Source organism: Curtobacterium sp. MCLR17_031 (assembly GCF_003234775.2).
GTDB lineage: Bacteria > Actinomycetota > Actinomycetes > Actinomycetales > Microbacteriaceae > Curtobacterium > Curtobacterium flaccumfaciens.
Genome location: NZ_CP126270.1, coordinates 1,407,899 through 1,426,889, shown reverse-complemented (window position 1 = coordinate 1,426,889; position 18,991 = coordinate 1,407,899). Strand labels below are relative to the sequence as shown.

Annotated in this window: 16 protein-coding genes; 7 read left to right on the top strand and 9 right to left on the bottom strand. The window is 69.6% G+C overall.

Going from position 1 to position 18,991, the window contains the following annotated elements:
- Positions 1-704: 704 nt before the first annotated feature.
- Complete coding sequence (locus DEI96_RS06850; RefSeq protein WP_111023893.1) at positions 705-1,898, bottom strand: McrC family protein; 1,194 nt, start codon at positions 1,896-1,898, stop codon at positions 705-707.
- Entirely contained in the window at positions 1,879-4,020 is a 2,142-nt protein-coding gene (locus tag DEI96_RS06845; RefSeq protein ID WP_146246918.1) for an AAA family ATPase, read from the bottom strand. The genes DEI96_RS06850 and DEI96_RS06845 overlap by 20 nt, the downstream gene beginning before the upstream one ends.
- A gap of 123 nt (positions 4,021-4,143) precedes the next feature.
- Here DEI96_RS06845 and DEI96_RS06840 point away from each other — a divergent pair, with 123 nt between their 5' ends.
- The gene (locus DEI96_RS06840; RefSeq protein ID WP_111023895.1) at positions 4,144-5,409 is read left to right on the top strand and encodes a hypothetical protein; all 1,266 of its coding nucleotides are present in this window, start codon (positions 4,144-4,146) and stop codon (positions 5,407-5,409) included.
- Between the two features lie 76 nt (positions 5,410-5,485).
- On the opposite strand, the gene DEI96_RS06835 is transcribed toward DEI96_RS06840, so the two are convergent.
- Entirely contained in the window at positions 5,486-5,689 is a 204-nt protein-coding gene (locus tag DEI96_RS06835) for an HTH domain-containing protein (protein WP_146246919.1), read from the bottom strand.
- Positions 5,690-5,780: 91 nt separating this feature from the next.
- Entirely contained in the window at positions 5,781-6,713 is a 933-nt protein-coding gene (locus tag DEI96_RS06830; RefSeq protein ID WP_111023899.1) for an NADP-dependent oxidoreductase, read from the bottom strand.
- A gap of 139 nt (positions 6,714-6,852) precedes the next feature.
- Here DEI96_RS06830 and DEI96_RS06825 point away from each other — a divergent pair, with 139 nt between their 5' ends.
- From DEI96_RS06825 to DEI96_RS06800, 6 genes are all read left to right on the top strand, one after another.
- Positions 6,853-7,425 (top strand): hypothetical protein, encoded by a 573-nt coding sequence (locus tag DEI96_RS06825; protein WP_111023901.1) that lies wholly within the window; start codon positions 6,853-6,855, stop codon positions 7,423-7,425.
- A gap of 164 nt (positions 7,426-7,589) precedes the next feature.
- Positions 7,590-8,429, top strand: coding sequence for an ABC transporter ATP-binding protein (locus DEI96_RS06820; protein WP_181438036.1), 840 nt, complete (start codon positions 7,590-7,592; stop codon positions 8,427-8,429).
- Complete coding sequence (locus DEI96_RS06815; protein WP_111023905.1) at positions 8,426-9,223, top strand: ABC transporter permease; 798 nt, start codon at positions 8,426-8,428, stop codon at positions 9,221-9,223. Before DEI96_RS06820 ends, DEI96_RS06815 begins: the two co-directional genes overlap by 4 nt.
- 29 nt (positions 9,224-9,252) lie before the next feature.
- The gene (locus DEI96_RS06810) at positions 9,253-10,455 is read left to right on the top strand and encodes a sensor histidine kinase (RefSeq protein WP_146246920.1); all 1,203 of its coding nucleotides are present in this window, start codon (positions 9,253-9,255) and stop codon (positions 10,453-10,455) included.
- Positions 10,452-11,084 (top strand): response regulator transcription factor, encoded by a 633-nt coding sequence (locus DEI96_RS06805; protein WP_111023909.1) that lies wholly within the window; start codon positions 10,452-10,454, stop codon positions 11,082-11,084. The genes DEI96_RS06810 and DEI96_RS06805 overlap by 4 nt, the downstream gene beginning before the upstream one ends.
- 79 nt (positions 11,085-11,163) lie before the next feature.
- A complete protein-coding gene (locus DEI96_RS06800; RefSeq protein ID WP_111023911.1) occupies positions 11,164-12,768 on the top strand; it encodes a DHA2 family efflux MFS transporter permease subunit in 1,605 nt (534 codons plus the stop codon).
- 205 nt (positions 12,769-12,973) lie between these two features.
- Here DEI96_RS06800 and DEI96_RS06795 read toward each other — a convergent pair whose 3' ends face one another.
- The 5 genes from DEI96_RS06795 to DEI96_RS06775 are packed head-to-tail and all read right to left on the bottom strand — an operon-like array spanning position 12,974 to position 18,980.
- The gene (locus DEI96_RS06795; protein ID WP_146246921.1) at positions 12,974-15,097 is read right to left on the bottom strand and encodes a glycoside hydrolase family 36 protein; all 2,124 of its coding nucleotides are present in this window, start codon (positions 15,095-15,097) and stop codon (positions 12,974-12,976) included.
- Positions 15,094-15,987: an ABC transporter ATP-binding protein gene (locus DEI96_RS06790; protein ID WP_111023915.1), complete on the bottom strand. Its 894-nt coding sequence runs from the start codon at positions 15,985-15,987 to the stop codon at positions 15,094-15,096. The genes DEI96_RS06795 and DEI96_RS06790 overlap by 4 nt, the downstream gene beginning before the upstream one ends.
- Positions 15,984-16,940, bottom strand: coding sequence for an ABC transporter ATP-binding protein (locus DEI96_RS06785; RefSeq protein WP_111023917.1), 957 nt, complete (start codon positions 16,938-16,940; stop codon positions 15,984-15,986). Before DEI96_RS06785 ends, DEI96_RS06790 begins: the two co-directional genes overlap by 4 nt.
- Positions 16,937-17,977 (bottom strand): ABC transporter permease, encoded by a 1,041-nt coding sequence (locus DEI96_RS06780; protein WP_111023919.1) that lies wholly within the window; start codon positions 17,975-17,977, stop codon positions 16,937-16,939. Before DEI96_RS06780 ends, DEI96_RS06785 begins: the two co-directional genes overlap by 4 nt.
- 13 nt (positions 17,978-17,990) lie before the next feature.
- Positions 17,991-18,980 (bottom strand): ABC transporter permease, encoded by a 990-nt coding sequence (locus DEI96_RS06775; protein WP_071247140.1) that lies wholly within the window; start codon positions 18,978-18,980, stop codon positions 17,991-17,993.
- Between the last annotated feature and the right edge of the window lie 11 nt (positions 18,981-18,991).

Here is an 18,991-nt window from a genome sequence, read left to right as displayed (position 1 = left end):
TGGAAGCTAGTGAGCGGCGTTTCATATGGTCGCGTCCGTGGCCTGACCCCGGGAAGACTGTGCCGGCGCGCCCTCCGATTGGGCGCATTGTGAATTGCCCGGTCGGGACCCGACGCTCGCATTCGATGTCGACAATGAGAAGCTCGCCTCGCTATGCCGCCTCGACCATGTCCTCGGATGTCTTATGCAGGGATGCGCACGGCGCGTTGAAAGACGGCGTTTCCCAGGCGCTCGATGTCTATCCGCTGGTCTCGACGAGCTGCAGGGCTTCCTGCGCAAGCTCATGTTCAGCCGCAGCTACCTCTTCGGCGCCAGCTTCGACGAGACCCCTGCTGTGTCGAGATTGAACCGCTCGCGCGAGGACGGTCGGCGTGCTACTGATCAGCGTCGTGAGGCCGCGCACGAGGTAGCCACCTTCGGCGCCCAGAGCGCGGAGGGCAAGTAGCAGTCATTCCTTCCGCGCAGGTCCGCGCAGACACTCCGTTACCGCGTGGTTACTGGAGCTCACTCGCTGGTCGAAAAAGGGCCCCGGATCCCTTTCTTCACAGGGATTCGGGGCTCTTCATCATGGCGGTACCGGCGGTATTTGAACCCATCGGCACGACCCTCACTTCTTCGACCCCTGGAGAAGCCATATTTCACTTCAATTCTTCAACCCGCGCGCATCGAACCAATCGTGGAAGTGCCTGCGAGACAGCCACCGGTCAGGCAGGAAGCGGCCGATGAAGCACTGCACTACGTGGGATGCGAGCGAGCGAGTGACGCAGGTGAGCGCTCCCACTGTTCAACTCGAGCGCTGCACGCCGGATCCTCGGTCCGTCCAAGACTTTGACCACTCCGCCGACACGCTGACCAGCTGCGTAGACGAGCCACCCCTCCCCCAACCCGAACCTCCGGCAGTACGCCGCCATCTGGTAAAGATCAACGTTCGGGTACTGCCCGTGCTTCTCAACCTTGTACTTCACATCGATGCACGCCCGTACCTCTCCGTCGACAAGCCACACGAGGTCCGGCGCGATCTTCACCGTGCCCTCGACGTCGAGCGTCGATTGGTACTGCGATACGAGCACTCCCCCATAGGGCTTGAACGCTTCGCGCAGAGCGGCCGATACGAAGTCCTCGAACACCGGCCACATGTCGACCAGGAACCCTGACGCGACGACCGAGCCGGGGCGTTGCTCGACCGACGATCCCGACAACACGAGGGACGCCAGAGCCAACGCCGATGAGTAGCGCGCGTTCCGTCGACCCGGCCGGACGACCGGCACCGGCGCCCCGACGGGGATCACCGACACCCCATCGAGCACCCGCACGATCCGCCGCAGCGCCCCGAGCACATCGGCCGGCACGCCGGGCAACCGCAACAACCGCGTTGCAGCGGTGAGTAGCACCCGGTTCTCGGCGATGTCCTCGACGTAATCGTCGAACGACACCTCGACCGGGAGCGGCTGCCCACCCCGCCGCGTCAGCTGGTCCCCGATCCGCCACCGACCACGGACGAGCGGCAGCGCGTCCTCCCGCGTGACGTACCCGCGAAGCGGTCCTCCGGCCAACGCCCGCGAGGCCTGCCGCACGAACGCGTGCGCCAACGCCGGCACGAGGTCATCGTCCTCCTCGAAGCCGAAGTCGTCTTCGGTCCAGATCGCACTCCCGGCACGGGCGTACCCGAGCATCGCGAACAGCCGCCGCACCGGCGTCTTCGGCTTCAACCACACCGTGTGCCCCGCGATCCGCACGACGCCGACCTTCCGGACACTGCTCACGCGGTACTCGTCAGCGCCGAGCGTGGGCGCGACGGTCGCGATGTTCGCCACGGCGAGCCCGACGGCGACCGCCCGCGGCAGCCGGTGGACCACCGGCTGGTCGGCTTCCCGCAGCTCAATCGTCGACGGAAGCACCTTCGGCCCCGTCCGCAGCGTCGCGCGTCACCTGGCGACGCAGCGTTGCGAGGCCGTACCGCGCCTCCAGGTCAACGCCTTCGCCGTAATGGTGCTCCGCCAGGAGCGGCAGGATCTCGTACCGCCACACGTCCTGCAGACCGGTCCCGGCGAGATCGCGCATCAGGAACGACGGCCCGACCTTCGCATCGTGGTCCTCTATTTGCGTGTTGAGTCGCGTCAGCAGGTCGGCGCGATCGTCCTGGAGGCCCTTGGTCGCCACCCAATGCGTCAACACGTTCTGCACGGGCGCGCGTTCCGGGTGCAGTTCGATGAACGCGAAGCGGCGCCGCATCGCGGCGTCCAGCATCGCGATCGAGCGATCGGCGGTGTTCATCGTGCCGATGACGAAGATGTTGCTCGGCAGGGTGAACGGCTCGTCGCTGTAGAGCAGGGAGATCTCGCTGTCCCGGTACTCGAGCAGGAAGTACAGCTCGCCGAAGACCTTCGCGATGTTGCCACGGTTGATCTCATCGATGACCAGGAAGTAGTTCGCCTCCGGGTTGGCGGCGGCCGCGTCGGCGAGGCGCCGGAGTGGTCCCTTCCGAAGGGTGAAGGCGAGGTTGCCGCTGTCGTCGTTGGCGACGGGGCGGAAGCCCTCGAAGAAGTCCTCGTACGAGTACGTCGGGTGGAACTGCACGATGGTGGTCTCGCCGTCGGTGCCGTCTGTCACGTGCTTCGACAACGCTTGGGCGAGGAACGTCTTACCGGTTCCCGGAGGGCCGTAGAGGATGACCTGCTTGCGGCGCTCGATGAGATCGAGGGTGTCCTGCAGCCAAGGTTCGGGCATGTGAAGCTCGGCCGTGAGCTCATCGTCCACGCGGGTGAACGGCACGCGGACATTGAGCTTCGGGTCGGGGATGACGGGACCGGGACCCGGGACCGTGAAAGGCACCGGCTTCGGCGGCGTCGAGATCTTGTGCCGCCATCGCTGCGCCAGCGGTTCCTTGTAGAACAGCGCCGGCCCCTTCGCCTTCTGTTGGAGCGCGATCGTGATCTGCTGGAAAGCCTCGTCCGGGTCATCCTCCATCTGTCCCTCGACCTCGCCGGCGAATGCGCTGCGGATCGCCTCGCGGTCGTCACTGGAGACGACCTCCCCGAAGAACCCGGGGTGCACGAGCAGGAGCAGCTCATTGCGCTGGATGGGCAGGGGTGTTCCTGGCAGCGCCGAGACGACATCCCTCCACGCCGTGGGGTCGTCGAGCGCGTGGTCACGCTCTTCCTCACCGAGCCGGAGCCACGCGTCGACGCACTCGATGAGGATGGACGTCGCTGCGAACATGTGCCCGGAAATGCCCTGCCCGGGATTGAAGGACCACGAGCGGAAAGCCTCGTCGATCTCGGCCGGGATTGTGACGGGGTGCTCCATCCGGTCGAGCAGGAACGTCACGCGCTCCCGCTTCTTCCGCTCCCCCGGTTGCTCGAGTGGCAGGACCTGCCAGCACAGGAGTTCGGCCATGAGTAGCTTGGCGTCGTCGCTGGCACCGTCGAACTGGGTCGCGAGCTTCTCGAGGAAGACGTCGCCGTTGACCTCGGGTCGTCCGATGAAGCGCTCGCGGAGTTCTGCGACGACCTCGTTGCGCCAGACACCACGTCCCGGAGCGAAGACCGAATCGAGCTGGCGGAGGCCTCGGTCGACGAAGATCGCGCTGGTCGAGCGGATCGTCTCGGCTCGCCAGTCAGGCGGGACGATCTCCGTGGCGAGTCGGAGCTGGAGGTCCGCCTTGCGCCGCCGGTCGAACTCTCGCTGGCGCGCGTTCAGTGCCGTCCCAAAGTCCTCGACGGCGACGGCATCTGCGCTGAACTCACGCCCGACGTCAGTCACACGCCACTCGCCGCGCCTCGGCTTCTCCATGAAGCCCGCGTTGACCATGGTCGACGAACCCCAGAAGAAGTCGGAGTCACCGACCGGCTTGCCTTGTGAGTCCGGCGCGAGCTCGTCGCCCTCGAGGGGCACGCGCTCGAGAACGTTGTTCCACACGTCCATGCGTCGGGCTTCTCCACCGATGCTATCGAGGTAGCGGAGTGCTTCCTGAAGTCGCCGGAGTCGGTTCTCTGCTCGAGACACTGCTGTTCCCCTCATCGTCACGGCTGCGGTGCCGCTCGCACGCCATTCTGCCGGTCGCACTCGACACGACGGCGTTTCGAGAGCATTCGTCACCCCTTATGATCAGCTCACCCGACCTGCGACGAACACGGAGCACACATGACCGACGAGATCGACGTGGTGCGCGACGAAGACGGTGTGACGTTGTTCGGATCAGACACGGCCATCGAGCGCTTCCTCTCCGCGAACGACCTGCCCTCGCGCCAGTTCGATCTGCCCCGCCTGAGTCAGACGCTCAGCGGTGCGTCCGGCGCAGCCAACGCTGCCGCACAGGTCGCGGCGGGGTCTGGCCGATGGGTCAAGCTGACGAAGGAGTCCGCGAAAGCGCTCGACAAGTTCTCCGCCATGAAGGGGTCCAGTGCAGGCGTGAGCCGCGCCATCGTCACCGAGAACGGGAAGATCAAGAACATCCTGGAGTTCACCAAGATGAGCTCCATGCTCACCAGTCCCGCGATGCTCACCGGGGTCGCCGGCATCATGGCGCAGCTCGCCATGCAGCAGGCGATGGACGAGATCACCGACTATCTCGCGAAGATCGACGCGAAGCTCGACGACGTGCTCCGGGCGCAAAAGGACGCCGCCGTCGCCGACCTCATCGGAGTAGAGCTGATCATCAACGATGCCTTGCGCGTCCGCGACCGTGTCGGTCACGTGAACGCGGTGACGTGGTCGAAGGTGAACGGGACGGAGTTCACCATCGCTCGCGCGCAGTCGTACGCGCTCCTGCAACTCGACGCCCTGGCTGAGAAGCTCGAACGCACTTCCAAGGTCGGAGAACTTGCCGACGTGACGGAGAGCGCCGAGCGAACCGTGCACGAGTGGCTGGCAGTCCTGGCGCAGTCCTTCAAGCTTCAGGAAGGCGTCGCGATCCTCGAGCTCGATCACGTGCAGCTGACCGCTCCGGGGGACCTCGATCACCACCGGGAGTCACTCCGCGACACCCGCCGGTCACGCCGCGCCTCCATCACGCAGCGCACGGAGACGCTCCTGGGTCGGATCGACGCGGCAGCACGTTTGGGAGACGTTTCGGTGGTGATGCATCCTCTCGACTCCCGCACAGTCGTTCGTTCGACGAACGCTGTCGCCGGCCAGGTGATGGCGTTCCACGGCGGGATGGGTATCGAGGGTTCACGTACGGAGCTCGAGTCGAAGCGGTGGCGCGCTGCCTTCGGAGATGCGGCCGAAGATGCACGGGACCGGATTGTCGAAGGTAGCACCGACGGGGTCGAGGTGGCGCGCAAGCTCGGAGGCAGCGCGCTGGAGCAGGCGAGCACCACTGCAGAGGCCGTGTCCGCTCGTCTCGGCGTCTGGGCGAACAAGCTGCGTCGACGACCCGATGACGGAGACGCCGGCGACGCTCGCTGAAGTCGGACAGAGGGCCCTTCCGGCGCCGCTGCGCCGAGGCGGTTGCAGTGACAGGAGGGCCCGCGCCGCGCGCGCTTCACCGAACAGCGATTTGGCTCGCGGTTCGATGGAAGAGCTGGTGGTAGTTCCGCGCTCGTGCACTCACTTGCCCGGCGAGCAGCGCGTGGCCGTCCTTCCGTCGGTACAGCTCTCGAGCATTGATGGAGTCCGCGATCTCACGGCTCGTCATCGGCGCGCCGTTCTCACGGAGTACCTCGATCATGGCTTCGTGCAGGGTCACATGGCCATCATCGCGCGTTGAACACCCAAGGCCAACGGAAGGCACGGCACCAACCCGCACCGCGCCTCCCGTCCATCACACCAGCGTCAACTCACCACGTCAGTACGAACCGCCCCCGCGTCCCCCCGGCCTCCAACCGCTCATGCGCCTCCCCAGCCCGCGCAGCCGGCAGCACCTCCGCGACCCGCGGCGTCAACGTCCCGCTCTCCACCGCGTGCCGCAGCTGCTCGAGCTTGTCGAACGACCGGTACTCCGAGAACACCATCACCTGCACGAACTCGATCCCCCGAGCCTCGTTGCCCTGCCACCCCCGCACGTCGAAGAACACTCCCCCGTCGCGAACGGCGTCGACTACCTCGTCGCGCTGCACGGCAGCATCGGCGAGCGCATCGACCCCGTCCGGCACGAGTTCACGGACAGCGGAGGCGAAGGAAGCACCTCGCGGCACCACGTGGTCCGGCCCGAGCGACCGCACGAGTGCTTCGTCCGCCGGAGCAGCATCCGCGATCACGGTCAGCCCGGCGGCCTTCGCAAGCTGCACCACGTAGTTCCCGAGCAGCCCGGCAGCCCCGGTCACGGCGAGCGTCTGCCCCGGCTCGAGCGAGGCGTGCGACAGGATCTGCAACGCCGTCAGCCCGTTCATCGGCACCGTGGAGGCGAGCGGAAGAGACGTCCCACGAGGGATCCGCGTGAACGACCCCACCGGCGAGACGAGCTCCTGCACGTAGGCGCCACCGTGGGCGCTGAGCGGCAACGCCATCGCCATGACCTCGTCGCCGACCTGCCATCCGGTGACGTCGGGCCCGACCTCGTCGATGACGCCGGCGGCGTCCATCCCCGGCACGTACGGCGGTGAGGCCTGCGAGCTGTCCCGCTGCCCGGCGCGCACCCCCGTGTCGGTCGGGTTCACGGCGAACGCCTGCACCCGGATCCGCACGGATCCCGCACCGGCGTGCGGCTCCGGCACCTCGTGGACGGCGAGGGCCTCGGGCCCTCCGAACTGTTCGACTCCGACGACCTGCATCCTCCCGGTCTACGCGCACGTTGCTTGACGCAACCTGACGCGACCACCCCACGGCCTGGAGGCCCGGCACCACCCCGCCCCGCGCCTCCCGCCCGTCAGGGGGCGCGGTCCACGGCACGTGGTGCGCCATGCTGGCACCGTGCGTTTCGACGAGCTCCTCACCCGGTCCAACGGTCCAGCGATCGCCGAGGAGCTCGCCGCCCTCCGCCGACCCGCCCGGTACGTCCTCGAGGGCATCCACCAGGAGTCCCGGCAGAAGTACTCGCCGTTTCGCGTCGACATCGACGAGGCCGCGCAGACCTGGACCCTGGTCCGCCAGCGCGCCAAGCCGGTCTCCTACCGCGATGGGGTGCTGCACGAGCCCGACGACGGCCCGATCGAGGTGTCGTTCGCACGGAGCATGATCTCGTCTCCCGTCGTCCGGATGGCCGTCCCCGACCTGATGCTCCGGTGGGGCCGCGCCACGGACGACGTCCACCCGATCCTGATCCAGCACGTCGGCGAGCACTCGATCCTGGTGACGTTCGAGCACGGCGAGGACCCGGCGTTCCGCACGACGCTGGTGATCGACGAGCGCGACGGCATCGCCCGCCGGTCGTACGAGTACGGCCAGACCACGATCATCACGAGCGTGCGGACCGCCGAGCCGGGCGAAGTCCTGCCCCGCGCCCGCTTCGTGCAACCGATGGACTGGATCCGGCCGCAGTACTGAAGTCGTGACGGTTCTGGTTCGCGATCCCCGACGATCGCGAACCAGAAGCGTCACCGGCCGGAAACCGAACCACCTCCCCCGCCGGCACCATCCCCCGATCGGACGATGCCGAGACCACCGCCCCGGCCGATCCCCCACGGCCACCGGGCGGCGAAGCTGGACCCATGCCCGAGTCCCCCGCCATCGAGGTCCAGCACCTCGGCAAGCAGTACGCCACCGGCAAACGTGCCGTGGACGACGTCTCCTTCACGATCGAGCGCGGCGAGACCTTCGCCCTCCTCGGCCCCAACGGTGCCGGCAAGTCCACGACGGTCGAGATCCTCGAGGGGTACCGCTCCCGCACCGCCGGCGAGGTCCGCGTCCTCGGCCACGACCCCGCACGGACGAGCCGCAGCCACAACGCACGCATCGGCATCGTCCTGCAGACGAGCGCGGAGTCTCCGAACGTCACCGTCGCCGAGCAGCTGAACCACTTCGCGACGCTCTACCCGAAGCACCGCAGCGTCGAGGAGCTCCTCACCGCGACGGGCCTCGAGACGCAGCGCAACACCCGCATCAGCCGCCTGTCGGGTGGCCAGCGCCGCCGCGTCGACGTCGCCCTCGGCATCATCGGCCGACCCGAGGTCCTGTTCCTCGACGAACCGACCACGGGCTTCGACCCCGAGGCCCGCCGGCAGTTCTGGGACCTCCTGCGCCAGGTGCAGCACGAGGGCACGACGATCCTGCTCACCACGCACTACCTCGACGAAGCCGCCCAGCTCGCCGACCGGGCCGCGGTCATCGCCGACGGGAAGCTCCTCGACCTCGCACCCATCGACGAGATCGGCGGTGCCGAGGCCCGCACGCCCCGGGTCCGCTGGCGTGACGACGACGGCGGACACCACGACGAGCGCACGACCGACCCGACGGCGCTCATCCGCAGCAGCACGACACCCATGCACGACCTCGAAGTCATCCGTCCGTCCCTCGAGGACGTCTACCTCGACATGGTGGGACAGCAGTGAAGACAGCGACCAGCCGCATCTCGTACGAGATCCGCACCTACTTCCGCGCTCCCGACGCGGTCTTCTTCACCTTCCTGTTCCCGATCATCATGCTGGCGCTGTTCTCGGTCGCGTTCTCCGGCGCCGCCGACATCCAGGCCGGCCCCGACGTCAGCGTCGACTACGCCACCTACTACCTGCCCGGCCTCGTCGCGACGGGCATCCTGCTCTCCGGCACGCAGTCCCTCGGCGTCGACATCGCCACCGAGCGCAGCGACGGCACGTTGAAGCGACTCGGCGGCACACCGCTCCCGGTCCTGTCGTACTTCGTCGGCAAGATCGGCATGGTCCTCGTCACCACGCTCGTGCAGACGGCCCTGCTGCTGGCGATCGCGAGCCTGGTGTTCGGCGTCGACCTGCCGACCGACGCGAGCAACTGGGGTGTCTTCGCCGGGGTGATGGTCCTCGGCATCGCCACCAGTTGCGTCTTGGGCATCGCGGTCTCGGCGCTCCCGCGCGAGGGCCGGCGCGCCACCGCCACCATCGTCCCGATCGTCCTGGTGCTGCAGTTCATCTCCGGCGTCTACCTGCCCTTCACGCAGCTCCCCACCTGGTTGCAGGACGTCGCCTCCGTCTTCCCCCTGCGCTGGATGGCGTCCGGCATGCGGTCCGTCTTCCTGCCCGGTGCGTTCGAGTCGGGTGAGCCGGGAGGCGCGTGGCACCTCGGCCTCGGAGCCCTTGTGTTGGCAGCGTGGCTGGTCCTGGGCACGGTGGCCTGCCTGCTGACGTTCCGGTGGAACCGCAAGGACGCCTGATGGCGCCCCGCTGGTGGGATGCTGGGCACATGAACGGCGAGACGTGGATGCGCAACCGGTGGTTGCACGTCTTCTTCGCGGGCACGATGCTCCTCACCGCCGTGATCACCGTGTTCGGGTGGTCGCCGTGGGGTACCCGCTGGCCGGCGTACACCGCGGTCGTGGTGCTCGTCGTCGCCTACGCCGTGTTCGGCCACCGCGGCTACGACAGCCCCCGTGCCGCCGCGGCCTTCCTGCCGCTGGTCCTCGTCGCCGCCCTGGTGCTGCCCGCCGTCGTGCCGAGCACCGCGTTCGTGCAGTGCATCGCGTTCCCGCTCGTCTGGGTGCAGTCCGAACGGGTCCGCACCGCCGTCCTGCTCTCGGTCGCGGTCGGCGTCGCGAGCGGCATCGGCCTGCAGGTCTCGGGCGGCCCGGACGCCCTCGTCAGCACCCTGCTCATCGAGGGCATCAGCGTCATCGGTGCCTGCGCGATGGGCGTGTGGATCTCGAGCGTCGCCGGCCTGTCCGAGGAGCGCCGCCAGCTCCTCGACGAACTCCGCGCCACCCAGCAGTCCCTCGCCGATGCCCACCGCAGCGCGGGAGTCGCGAGCGAACGGGAGCGCCTGGCCCGTGAGATCCACGACACCGTCGCGCAGAACCTCGCCGGCATCGTCATGCTCACCGAACGTGCCCGCAAGGACCTGGCGAACGACCGCGGTGCCGCGCTCGACGAACGGCTGGCGGTCCTCGAGGAGTCGGCACGAGCGGCACTCGAGGACTCCCGCGCCCTCATCGCCGCCGGGGTCGCCGGTGCCACGAGCGGCAGCCTCGCCGGGGCCCTGCACCGCCTGGCCGAGCGGTACACCCGCGAGACCGGCACGCCCGTCGCCGTCGACGCGACCGACGGACCGCTCGACCGCGACGCCCAGGTCGTGCTGCTCCGGGTCGTCCAGGAGTCCCTCGCGAACATCCGTGCGCACGCCGACGCCGGCTCCGTCCGCATCGCCTTGCAGGACGCGCCCGAACGGGTCGGCGTCCGTGTGACCGACGACGGCGTCGGGTTCGACACCGCCGTCCCGACGGCCGGGCACGGTCTCCGGGGCCTCCACGAACGGTTGGCGCTCTCCGGCGGGACCTGCACGATCACGAGCACCCCGGGCCGGGGCACCGTCGTCAACGCGAGCCTGCCCACCGGACCCGAGCCGAGCCTCCCGGCCGTCGATCGTCAGCCCGTGGCAGAGGTGACCCGGTGATCCGCGTCGTGGTCGCCGACGACCACCCGATCGTCCGGTCGGGCATCGTGGCCCTGCTGCAGGACGCCGACGACGTCGAGGTCGTCGGCCAGGCCAGCGACGGCCGCGCCGCGGTGACGGTGGCACTGGCCGAACACCCCGACGTCGTGCTCATGGACCTCCGGATGCCCGTGCTCGACGGCGATGCGGCGACGGCGGAGATCCTCGCCGCCGACCCCGGCGTCCGTGTCCTCATCCTGACCACGTACGAGTCCGACGACCAGATCCTCGCCGCCATCGAGGCCGGCGCCACCGGCTACCTGCTGAAGGCCGCCCCCGAGTCCGAGATCCTCGCCGGCGTCCGGGCAACCGCACGGGGCGAGACGGCGCTGGCCCCCTCGGCTGCCGCAGCACTCGTCCGCCGAGCAACGGGTTCACTCCCCGCCGCGGCCGGCCCGTCCCTGACCCCGCGCGAGCTCGACGTCCTGCGCCTCGTCGCCCAGGGCAACAGCAACCCGGCGATCGGCCGCGCGCTGTTCCTCAGCGAGGCCACGGTGAAGACGCACCTCGGCCACGTCTTCGAGAAGCTCGGCGTGAACGACCGCACGCGTGCCGTGACCCGCGCGATGGAGCTCCACCTCCTCCCGTGAGTCTCCGGTCCGCCGGTCACCGGAAGCGGGTGTACCGTCAGGTCGTCAGCATGCTGATCATCTGAGAGGAACCACCGGAATGAGCGCTCCCGCCGCAGCACCAGCCACCACGCCGGACCGTCGTCGTTGGCTCGGCTTGGTCGTGATCAGCCTCGCCGTGGCGCTCATCATCGTCGACTCCACGATCGTCAACGTCGCGATCCCGAGCATCGTCGCCGACCTCGACATCGGCTCGACCCTGGTGCAGTGGGTGCAGGAGAGCTACACGCTCGTGTTCGCCGCCCTGCTGCTCGTCTTCGGCTCCGTGGCCGATCGGTTCGGCCGCCGACGCCTGCTCACCACCGGCGTCATCGTGTTCGCGGTGGCGTCGGTGCTCGCCGCGCTCTCGCCGACCGGTGAGCTCCTCGTCGTGTCCCGCGTGCTGCAGGGCATCGGCGGCGCGATGGTCCTGCCCACCACGCTCTCGATCCTCAACGCGACGTTCACCGGCCGGGAGCGTGGCATCGCCTTCGCCGTCTGGGGCTCGACGATCGGCGGCATGGTCGCGGTCGGCCCGCTGCTCGGCGGCTGGCTGACGACGGACTTCTCGTGGCGGTGGGCCTTCGGCATCAACGTCCCGATCGTCGCGGTCATCCTGGTCGGGCTCGCCGTCGCCGTGCGTGAGTCGCGGGATGCCCGGCACACCGGCCGCATCGACCTCGTCGGAGCGCTCCTGTCCGTGATCGCGAGTGCCGCCCTGGTGTTCGGGCTCATCGAGGGCCGCACCTACGGCTGGTGGACCCCGTCGTCGACGCCGCTCACCATCGGCTCGTGGTCGTGGGACGGCCCGATCTCCCCGATCCCGGTCGCGTTCGTGATCGCGGTCGCTGCCGGAGCCGCCTTCGTGATCCGTTCCCTGCGCCGGCAGCGGGCCGGACGCTCGACCCTGATCGCACTCGACCTGTTCCGCATCGGCTCGTTCCGGAACGGTTCCGTCGCCGCGCTCATCGTGTCGCTCGGCGAGTTCGGCATCATCCTGTCGTTGCCGCTCTGGCTGCAGAACGTGCTCGGGTACTCCGCCCTGCAGACCGGCTTCGTGCTGCTCGCACTGGCGATCGGGTCGTTCGTCGCGAGTGGGTTCGCCGCGACGGTCGGGCAACGCGTCGGAGCACTGCCGATCGTCCGGATGGGCATCGGCGCCGAGATCGTCGGGGTCGCCGCGATCGGGTTCGTCGTGACGTCGTCGACGCCGTGGTGGGCGATCGTGCCGTGCCTGTTCGTCTACGGTTTCGGCGTCGGGCTCGCGACGGCCCAGCTCACCGGTGTGGTGCTGCAGGACGTCCCCGTCGAACGCAGCGGTGAGGCGTCCGGCGCCCAGAGCACCGCGCGCCAGATCGGCTCGGCGCTCGGCATCGCCGTCCTCGGCACCGTCCTGTTCACCTCGACCGGCAGCATCCTGGAGCACCGCCTGCAGGACGCGGGCACGCCGTCCGCCACCGCGACGAAGATCGCCGACGCCGTGGTGCAGTCCTCCGGTGGAGCCATCTCCGGCCTCGACGGGGCCACGCGCGCCGACGCCGCCGACGCGTTCTCCGACGGCACCCGCGCCGCCGCCTTCTCCGCCGCCGGCTTCCTGGTCATCGGCCTCGGTGCGACCCTGCGCCTCCGGGCTCCGCGACGCCCCGACGACGAGGACCAGGCGTGACCGGAGACCCCGTTCTGCAGCGCTGGTGTCGGTTCTGGTTCACGATCCCCGAGGATCCTGAACCAGAACCGTCACCGCGCGGACACGAACCCGCGTCCCCCGCGCCGTGGACGCGACCACCGACGGAACCGGAGGCACGGTGCCTGCCCGCACCGTGCCTCCCGTCCGCTCCAGCGCGCGCCCGGCCATCGCGACGCGCGCCCGCTCAGGCCCCCGCGTCCGCCTCCTGCGACCGGACGCGGAGCACCCGCGCTGTGGGGGTCGATCCGCCGTTCGCGACCTCGAGCGAGCCCGAAGCGGCGTCCCACGCCACGGACCACGACCCGAGTGCCGTCGGGAACAGCGGCTCGACGACCACCGCCTGCCCGGCGAACGCCGGCAGCGGCAACGACACCGACGCCGACGCACCGGGCAGCGACCACACCGACAGGTACAGGTCGCCCGAGGCGGGGTGCAGACCGAGCGCGACCCAGGGGTCCTCCCAGGCGGGCAGCCCGAGGGGCCAGACCGGGACGGACGCCTCGACGACGTCCAGGACCTGCCGGTGCGCAGCGATCGCGTCACCGACCACCGCACGCTGCGACGACGACATCTCGTTGAGGTACCCGGACAGGTACATCCGCCCGAGCACCGCGTTCACGAGCGACAGCGTGAACAGCTCCGGGTCCATCGTCGGCGCCGGGTACGCCCAGTTCCCCGCCTGCTCGGGCAGCATCGCGGCGGGAGCGGCGGCGGCGATCGTGGCGGACAGCACCGGGTCCTGCTGGTCCGACGTCGACTGCATGTGCAGGCGGGACAGCATCGCCCAGTCGGCGCGCATCGCTCCCGAGGCGCAGTTCTCGATGAGCAGTGCCGGGTACCGCTCCTGCACCGTGTCGAGCCAGTCGAGCAGCGCCCGCTGGTGCTCGAGCATCCCGGCGAACGGCCCCGTCATGGTGTTGTTGTCCATCTTGAAGAACGTCACCCCGAGCTCCCCGACGAGCCGGTCGACCACCGCGTCGAGGTGCGCGCGGGCCTCCGGCGAGCGCAGGTCGAGCAGGTGCCGCCCGTGCTCCGCGACCCGGACCCCGTGGTGCTCGACGAACGCGGACGGCGGCAGGGTCGAGGCCAGCGGCGAGTGGATGCCGATGACCTCGGGTTCGAGCCAGAGGCCGGCCTGCATGCCGCGCGCACGGATGTGGTCGATGACGGCGCCGAGCCCCGTCGGGAACCGCGATGCCGCTTCCTCCCACGCTCCGACGGTGTCCCACCAGTGCCCCTCGGCGTACCAGCCGGCGTCGATGCAGAACAGGTCCGCTCCGGCGTCGGCGGCAGCGTCGATGAGCGGCAGGAGCTTCTCGGTGGTCGGGTCGCCCATGAGCGTGTTCATGTAGTCGTTGAACACCAGGGGCAGGGCACGGTCGGCCTCCCGCACGTGCCGGAACGCCCGACGCTGCCGGGTGAGCACCCCGAAGGCGTCGTCGATCGGCCCGGCGATCCCGACGGACACCGGCACCGAGGTGAACGGCCGATCCGGTGTGACGACTGCGGTCCACTGGTGTTCCTGGTCGGTGGGGCCGCTCAGCAGCAGGTACGCGTGCCGCCGGGTCTCCCCGAGCTCGTACAGCCACGGCCCGTTGTGCTCGACCTGCCAGACGAGCGCGTACGGAAGCGACACAGCGTCCTCCGCCCGCAGCACCCCGATCGGCAGCGCCTCGCCGGTCGACCACGAACCGCGGTTCTGCACGACGGCGCGGCTGCGGGGCGGGTGGTGCTGGGCCTCCCGGTCGATCGCCGCGAGCCCGATGGACCGCAGCGGATCGGTCCGCCACCGGCTCTCCGCTGCCCAGTCGTTGTCGGCGTGCACGAGGGCGAGGTCGTCGACGGTGGCGCCCGAGTCGGTCAGGAACGCCCCGGTCGCGAACGACGAGACGAAGTCGACGACGTGCTCACCGTGCGCGGCCGACACCTCGGTCCACGTCTGGAACCCGGGCACGCCGGCGCGCGCCCGGAACACCGACTCGGCCTGGAGGCCCGTGGCCGCGTCCGCCTGCACGACCCGGAACCACAGGTCGGTCCCGTCGTCGTGCACGTGGTGCGATACGGGTCGCAGTCGCGCCCCGATCGTGGAGTCCACGTGCCGGAACCCGCCCGGGAACCGACCGTGCCCGATCGTCGTCAGCTCGACGAGCGGCTGCGGGTCGTCCGGCCCGTCGGCGAGCGCTCCGCCGTCGGCCACTCCGCCGGTCGGCACGAACGACACGAGCGCCGCGGGCTGGTCCACACCGACCCGGAACCGTGCTGCGAACCCGTCGGTGACCCAGTCGACGAACGTCGACCCGTCGCTCATCGCGCCCCGACCGGTGCGGGCTCGCTCGACACCCAGTCCCCGACCGTGTGGTCGTAGCAGGTGGTGTTGTCGATCTTCGTCCGGTCGAGCGGCGGCCCCGCGGTGATCCGGCGCTCGGTGCGCTCCGGGTCGGGGGCGGCCTCGGCGAGCAGCCGGGTGTAGTCGTGGTGCGGGTCGAGGATGACGGCGTCCGACGGTCCCCGCTCGACGACCCGGCCACGGTAGAGCACGAGGATCTCGTCGGAGAAGTGCCGCGCGGTCGCCAGGTCGTGCGTGATGTAGAGCACGGCGAGCTCGTCCTCGCGCTGCAGCCGGCCGAGCAGGTTGAGCACGCTCAGGCGGATCGAGACGTCGAGCATCGACACGGGTTCGTCGGCGATGAGCACCTGGGCGCCCGGGGCGAGTGCGCGGGCGATGGCGACGCGCTGCCGCTGCCCGCCGGAGAGCTCGTGCGGCCGACGCGACGCGAAGTCCTCGTCGAGGTTCACCCGGCCGAGCAGTTCCCGCACCTTGTCGGCGGTCTCGTCGGCGCCGCGGGCCCGGTGGTGCAGCTGCAGCGGCCGGGCGATGTGGTGCTCGATCGAGTGGAACGGGTTGAGCGAGGCGAACGGGTCCTGGAACACCATCTGCACGTGCCGCCGGTACATGCTGCCCTCGACGGGGGTGCCGTCCTCGAGCCGCACGTCGATCGAGCCGCGCGTCCGGGTCTCGAGCTTGGCGAGCATCCGCGCGATGGTGGACTTGCCCGAGCCGGACTCCCCCACCAGTGCGACGGTCCGGCCGGGCAGCAGGTCGAACGACACGTCGTCGACGGCCCGCAGGGTGGTGCGCTTCAGGCCCTTGCGGGTGTGGAAGTCCTTGCCGAGGTGGCTGACGGTCACACTGGTCATCGGTCCGTCTCCTGTGCTGCCTGGACCACGACGGCCCGGGTGTCGGTCTCGGGTTCGGCGCCGTCCTCGACCCCGGTGCGGATGAACGCGCCGCGGGCCCCGGACAGGCTCGGGAACGACTGCAGCAGCTTCCGCGTGTACGGGTGCTGCGGGTCGTGCTGGATCACGCTGGCGCAGTCGCACTCGACGACCTCACCGCGGAGCATGATCGCGATCCGGTCGCTGATCTCGAGCAGCAGCGGCAGGTCGTGCGTGATGAACACGACGGCGAACCCGAGCTCGTCGCGCAGTCGGACGATCTCGCGCAGGATCTCCCGCTGCACCACGACGTCGAGCGCGGTGGTCGGCTCGTCCATGATCATGATCTGCGGTTCGAGCAGCATCGCCATCGCGATCATCACGCGCTGCCGCATGCCGCCGGACAGTTCGTGCGGGTACGCGGTGATGCGGGACGGGTCGACGCCGACGCGGCGCAGGGCGTCCTCGGCGATGGCCCGACGTTCCTTGCGGGGCATGCCCTTCCGGTGTTCGACCAGCGCGTCGTCGAGCTGGGCGCGGATCGTGGTGACCGGGTTGAGCGCGTTCATGGCTCCCTGGAACACCATCGACAGCTTCGACCACCGCACCGCCCGGAGTTGCTCGTGCGGCAGGCCGAGCAGGTCGACGTCGGTGCCGTCGCGGTCGTGGAACGTGATGCTGCCCGACGTGACCTTCGCCGGCGGCCGGTGCAGTCGGGTGATGGCGTACGCCAGGGTCGTCTTGCCGCAGCCCGACTCCCCCGCGAGTCCGAGGATCTCGCCGGGCGCCAGGGTGAGCGAGACGTCCTTGACGGCGTGCACGGGGTGCTCGGTCTCGTAGACCACGTCGAGGTGGTCGATGGTCAGCACGGCCGGCCGGCGGCCGTCGCCCGTGACGTCGGAGGTGACCGGTCGTGCGGTGTCGGTGGCGCTCATCGGGCGACCCCCTTCGTGTCGTGACCGGCGGTGGCGACGCGGGCCGGGCCTCCCGAGCGGGCCGCACGCTTCGCACGACGGTCACGCCGTCGCTGCGCACGCACGTTCGCGAGTCGCGGGTTGATGACCTCGTCGATCGAGAAGTTCACCAGGGACAGGCCCATGCCGAGCAGGGCGATGAGCAGGCCCGGCGGCACGAACCACCACCAGGCGCCGTTCGCCAGCGCGAAGCCGTTCTGGGCGTAGAAGAGCATGGTGCCGAGCGTCGACGAGTTCGACGCCCCGAGCCCGAGGAAGGACAGTCCCGCTTCCCCGAGGATCGCGGCGATCACCGCGAACACGAACTGCGACGCGAGCACCGGCAGCAGGTTCGGCAGGATCTCGACGGCGATGACCCGCCAGGGCCGTTCGCCGGCGACCCGGGCAGCGGACACGTAGTCGCGGTTGCGGATCGACATCGTCTGCGCGCGCAGCACCCGGGCGGACCCGGCCCACGACGTGATCGCCAGGACGACCGCGATGGTCCAGAGCCCGCGGGCCTCACGCGGCACCAGGCCGGAGATGACGATGACGAGCGGCAGGCCGGGGATGACGAGGAACACGTTCGAGAACAGCGAGAACGCCTCGTCCATGATCCCGCCCAGGTAGGCGCCGAGGATGCCGAAGAACGCGGACAGCACCGTGGCGAGGACACCGACGATGAGCCCGATCTGCAGGCTGCCCCGGGTGGCGAAGGCGAGCTGGGCCAGGACGTCCTGACCGGTCTGGGTGGTGCCGAGGACGTTCGAGCCGCTCGGTCCCTGCAGCCCGGTGTCGCGGATGGTGGTCGGGTCGCCGACGAGCAGCGGTCCGATCACCCCGAACAGCGTGACGCCGGCGACGAGCGCGATGCCGGTGACGAGCCAGGGGGTGAGCGTCGGGAGGAACCGACGGATGCCGCCCTTCGACGCGCGCCGGGTGGCGATCGACGTGGTGCTGTCGGCCTCCTCGGTCAGTGCGCCGATGGTGGGCTCGGTCTCCTGCTGGATGTTGGTCATGGTCGTCTCCTCCCTAGCTCCGGGCCCGCGTGCGCGGGTCGATCAGTCCGTACAGCAGGTCGACGACGAGGTTCGCGCCGAGGACCGCCAGGGTGATGAACAGGAAGATCCCCTGCATGAGCGCGTAGTCGTTGTTCGTCACCGCGGACAGCAGCTTCGACCCGATGCCCGGGTACGAGAACACCTGCTCGGTGACGACGGAGCCGGACACGATGAACCCGAGGGAGATCGCGAAGCCGGCGACGGACGGCAGCACGGCGTTCCGGGCGGCGTAGTTCCGCAGGATCTTGCCGTCGGACAGGCCCTTCGCCTGCGCGGTGGTGATGTAGTCCTCGGACAGCGTCGACACCATCATGTTCCGCATGCCGAGCAGCCAGCCGCCGAGCGACGCGAGCACGATCGTCACCGCCGGCAGCACCCCGTACTGCACCGCCGAGACGATGAAGTCCCAGTTGAACCCGGGCGTCAGGATGACGTCGTAGCCGCCCTGCGCCGGGAACAGGTGGAGCCCGGTCGCAAAGAAGTACACCAGGATCAGCGCGAGCCAGAAGTACGGCACCGCGGCGAGCAGGGTGGTGGCCGGCACGAACGAGTCGAGCCAGGTGCCGGGCCGCCACCCGACGAAGGCACCGAGGCCGACGCCGATGATGGCGGCCACGATGGTGGCGATCCCGACCAGGGCGATGGTCCACGGCAGCGAACTGCCGATCACCTCGGTGACGGGTGCCGGGAAGTAGCTGACGGACACGCCGAGGTCACCGCGGAACACGTTGACCAGGTAGTGGCCGTACTGGGAGATCAGCGGCTCCGAGGAATCGCCACCGAGGAGCAGCTCGTACGCCTCCCGGGTCGCCGGGGTCACCTGCCCGCCGCGCTGCTGGAGCTTGGCGAGCAGGATGTCCACCGGGTTGCCGGGCAGGAGCCTGGGGATGATGAAGTTCAGCGTCAGGGCCGCCCACAGTGCGACGACGTAGAAGCCGATCTTGCGCAGGAAGTAGGTCATCGTCGAGTGCC

Excerpts from the sequence above, each read along its gene's own strand:
- DEI96_RS06845 (WP_146246918.1), bottom strand. The coding sequence starts at position 4,020 with ATGAGGGGAACAGCAGTGTCTCGAGCAGAGAACCGACTCCGGCGACTT.
- DEI96_RS06840 (WP_111023895.1), top strand. The coding sequence starts at position 4,144 with ATGACCGACGAGATCGACGTGGTGCGCGACGAAGACGGTGTGACGTTG.
- DEI96_RS06830 (WP_111023899.1), bottom strand. The coding sequence starts at position 6,713 with ATGCAGGTCGTCGGAGTCGAACAGTTCGGAGGGCCCGAGGCCCTCGCC.
- DEI96_RS06820 (WP_181438036.1), top strand. The coding sequence starts at position 7,590 with ATGCCCGAGTCCCCCGCCATCGAGGTCCAGCACCTCGGCAAGCAGTAC.
- DEI96_RS06810 (WP_146246920.1), top strand. The coding sequence starts at position 9,253 with ATGAACGGCGAGACGTGGATGCGCAACCGGTGGTTGCACGTCTTCTTC.
- DEI96_RS06800 (WP_111023911.1), top strand. The coding sequence starts at position 11,164 with ATGAGCGCTCCCGCCGCAGCACCAGCCACCACGCCGGACCGTCGTCGT.
- DEI96_RS06795 (WP_146246921.1), bottom strand. The coding sequence starts at position 15,097 with ATGAGCGACGGGTCGACGTTCGTCGACTGGGTCACCGACGGGTTCGCA.
- DEI96_RS06790 (WP_111023915.1), bottom strand. The coding sequence starts at position 15,987 with ATGACCAGTGTGACCGTCAGCCACCTCGGCAAGGACTTCCACACCCGC.
- DEI96_RS06785 (WP_111023917.1), bottom strand. The coding sequence starts at position 16,940 with ATGAGCGCCACCGACACCGCACGACCGGTCACCTCCGACGTCACGGGC.
- DEI96_RS06780 (WP_111023919.1), bottom strand. The coding sequence starts at position 17,977 with ATGACCAACATCCAGCAGGAGACCGAGCCCACCATCGGCGCACTGACC.
- DEI96_RS06775 (WP_071247140.1), bottom strand. The coding sequence starts at position 18,980 with ATGACCTACTTCCTGCGCAAGATCGGCTTCTACGTCGTCGCACTGTGG.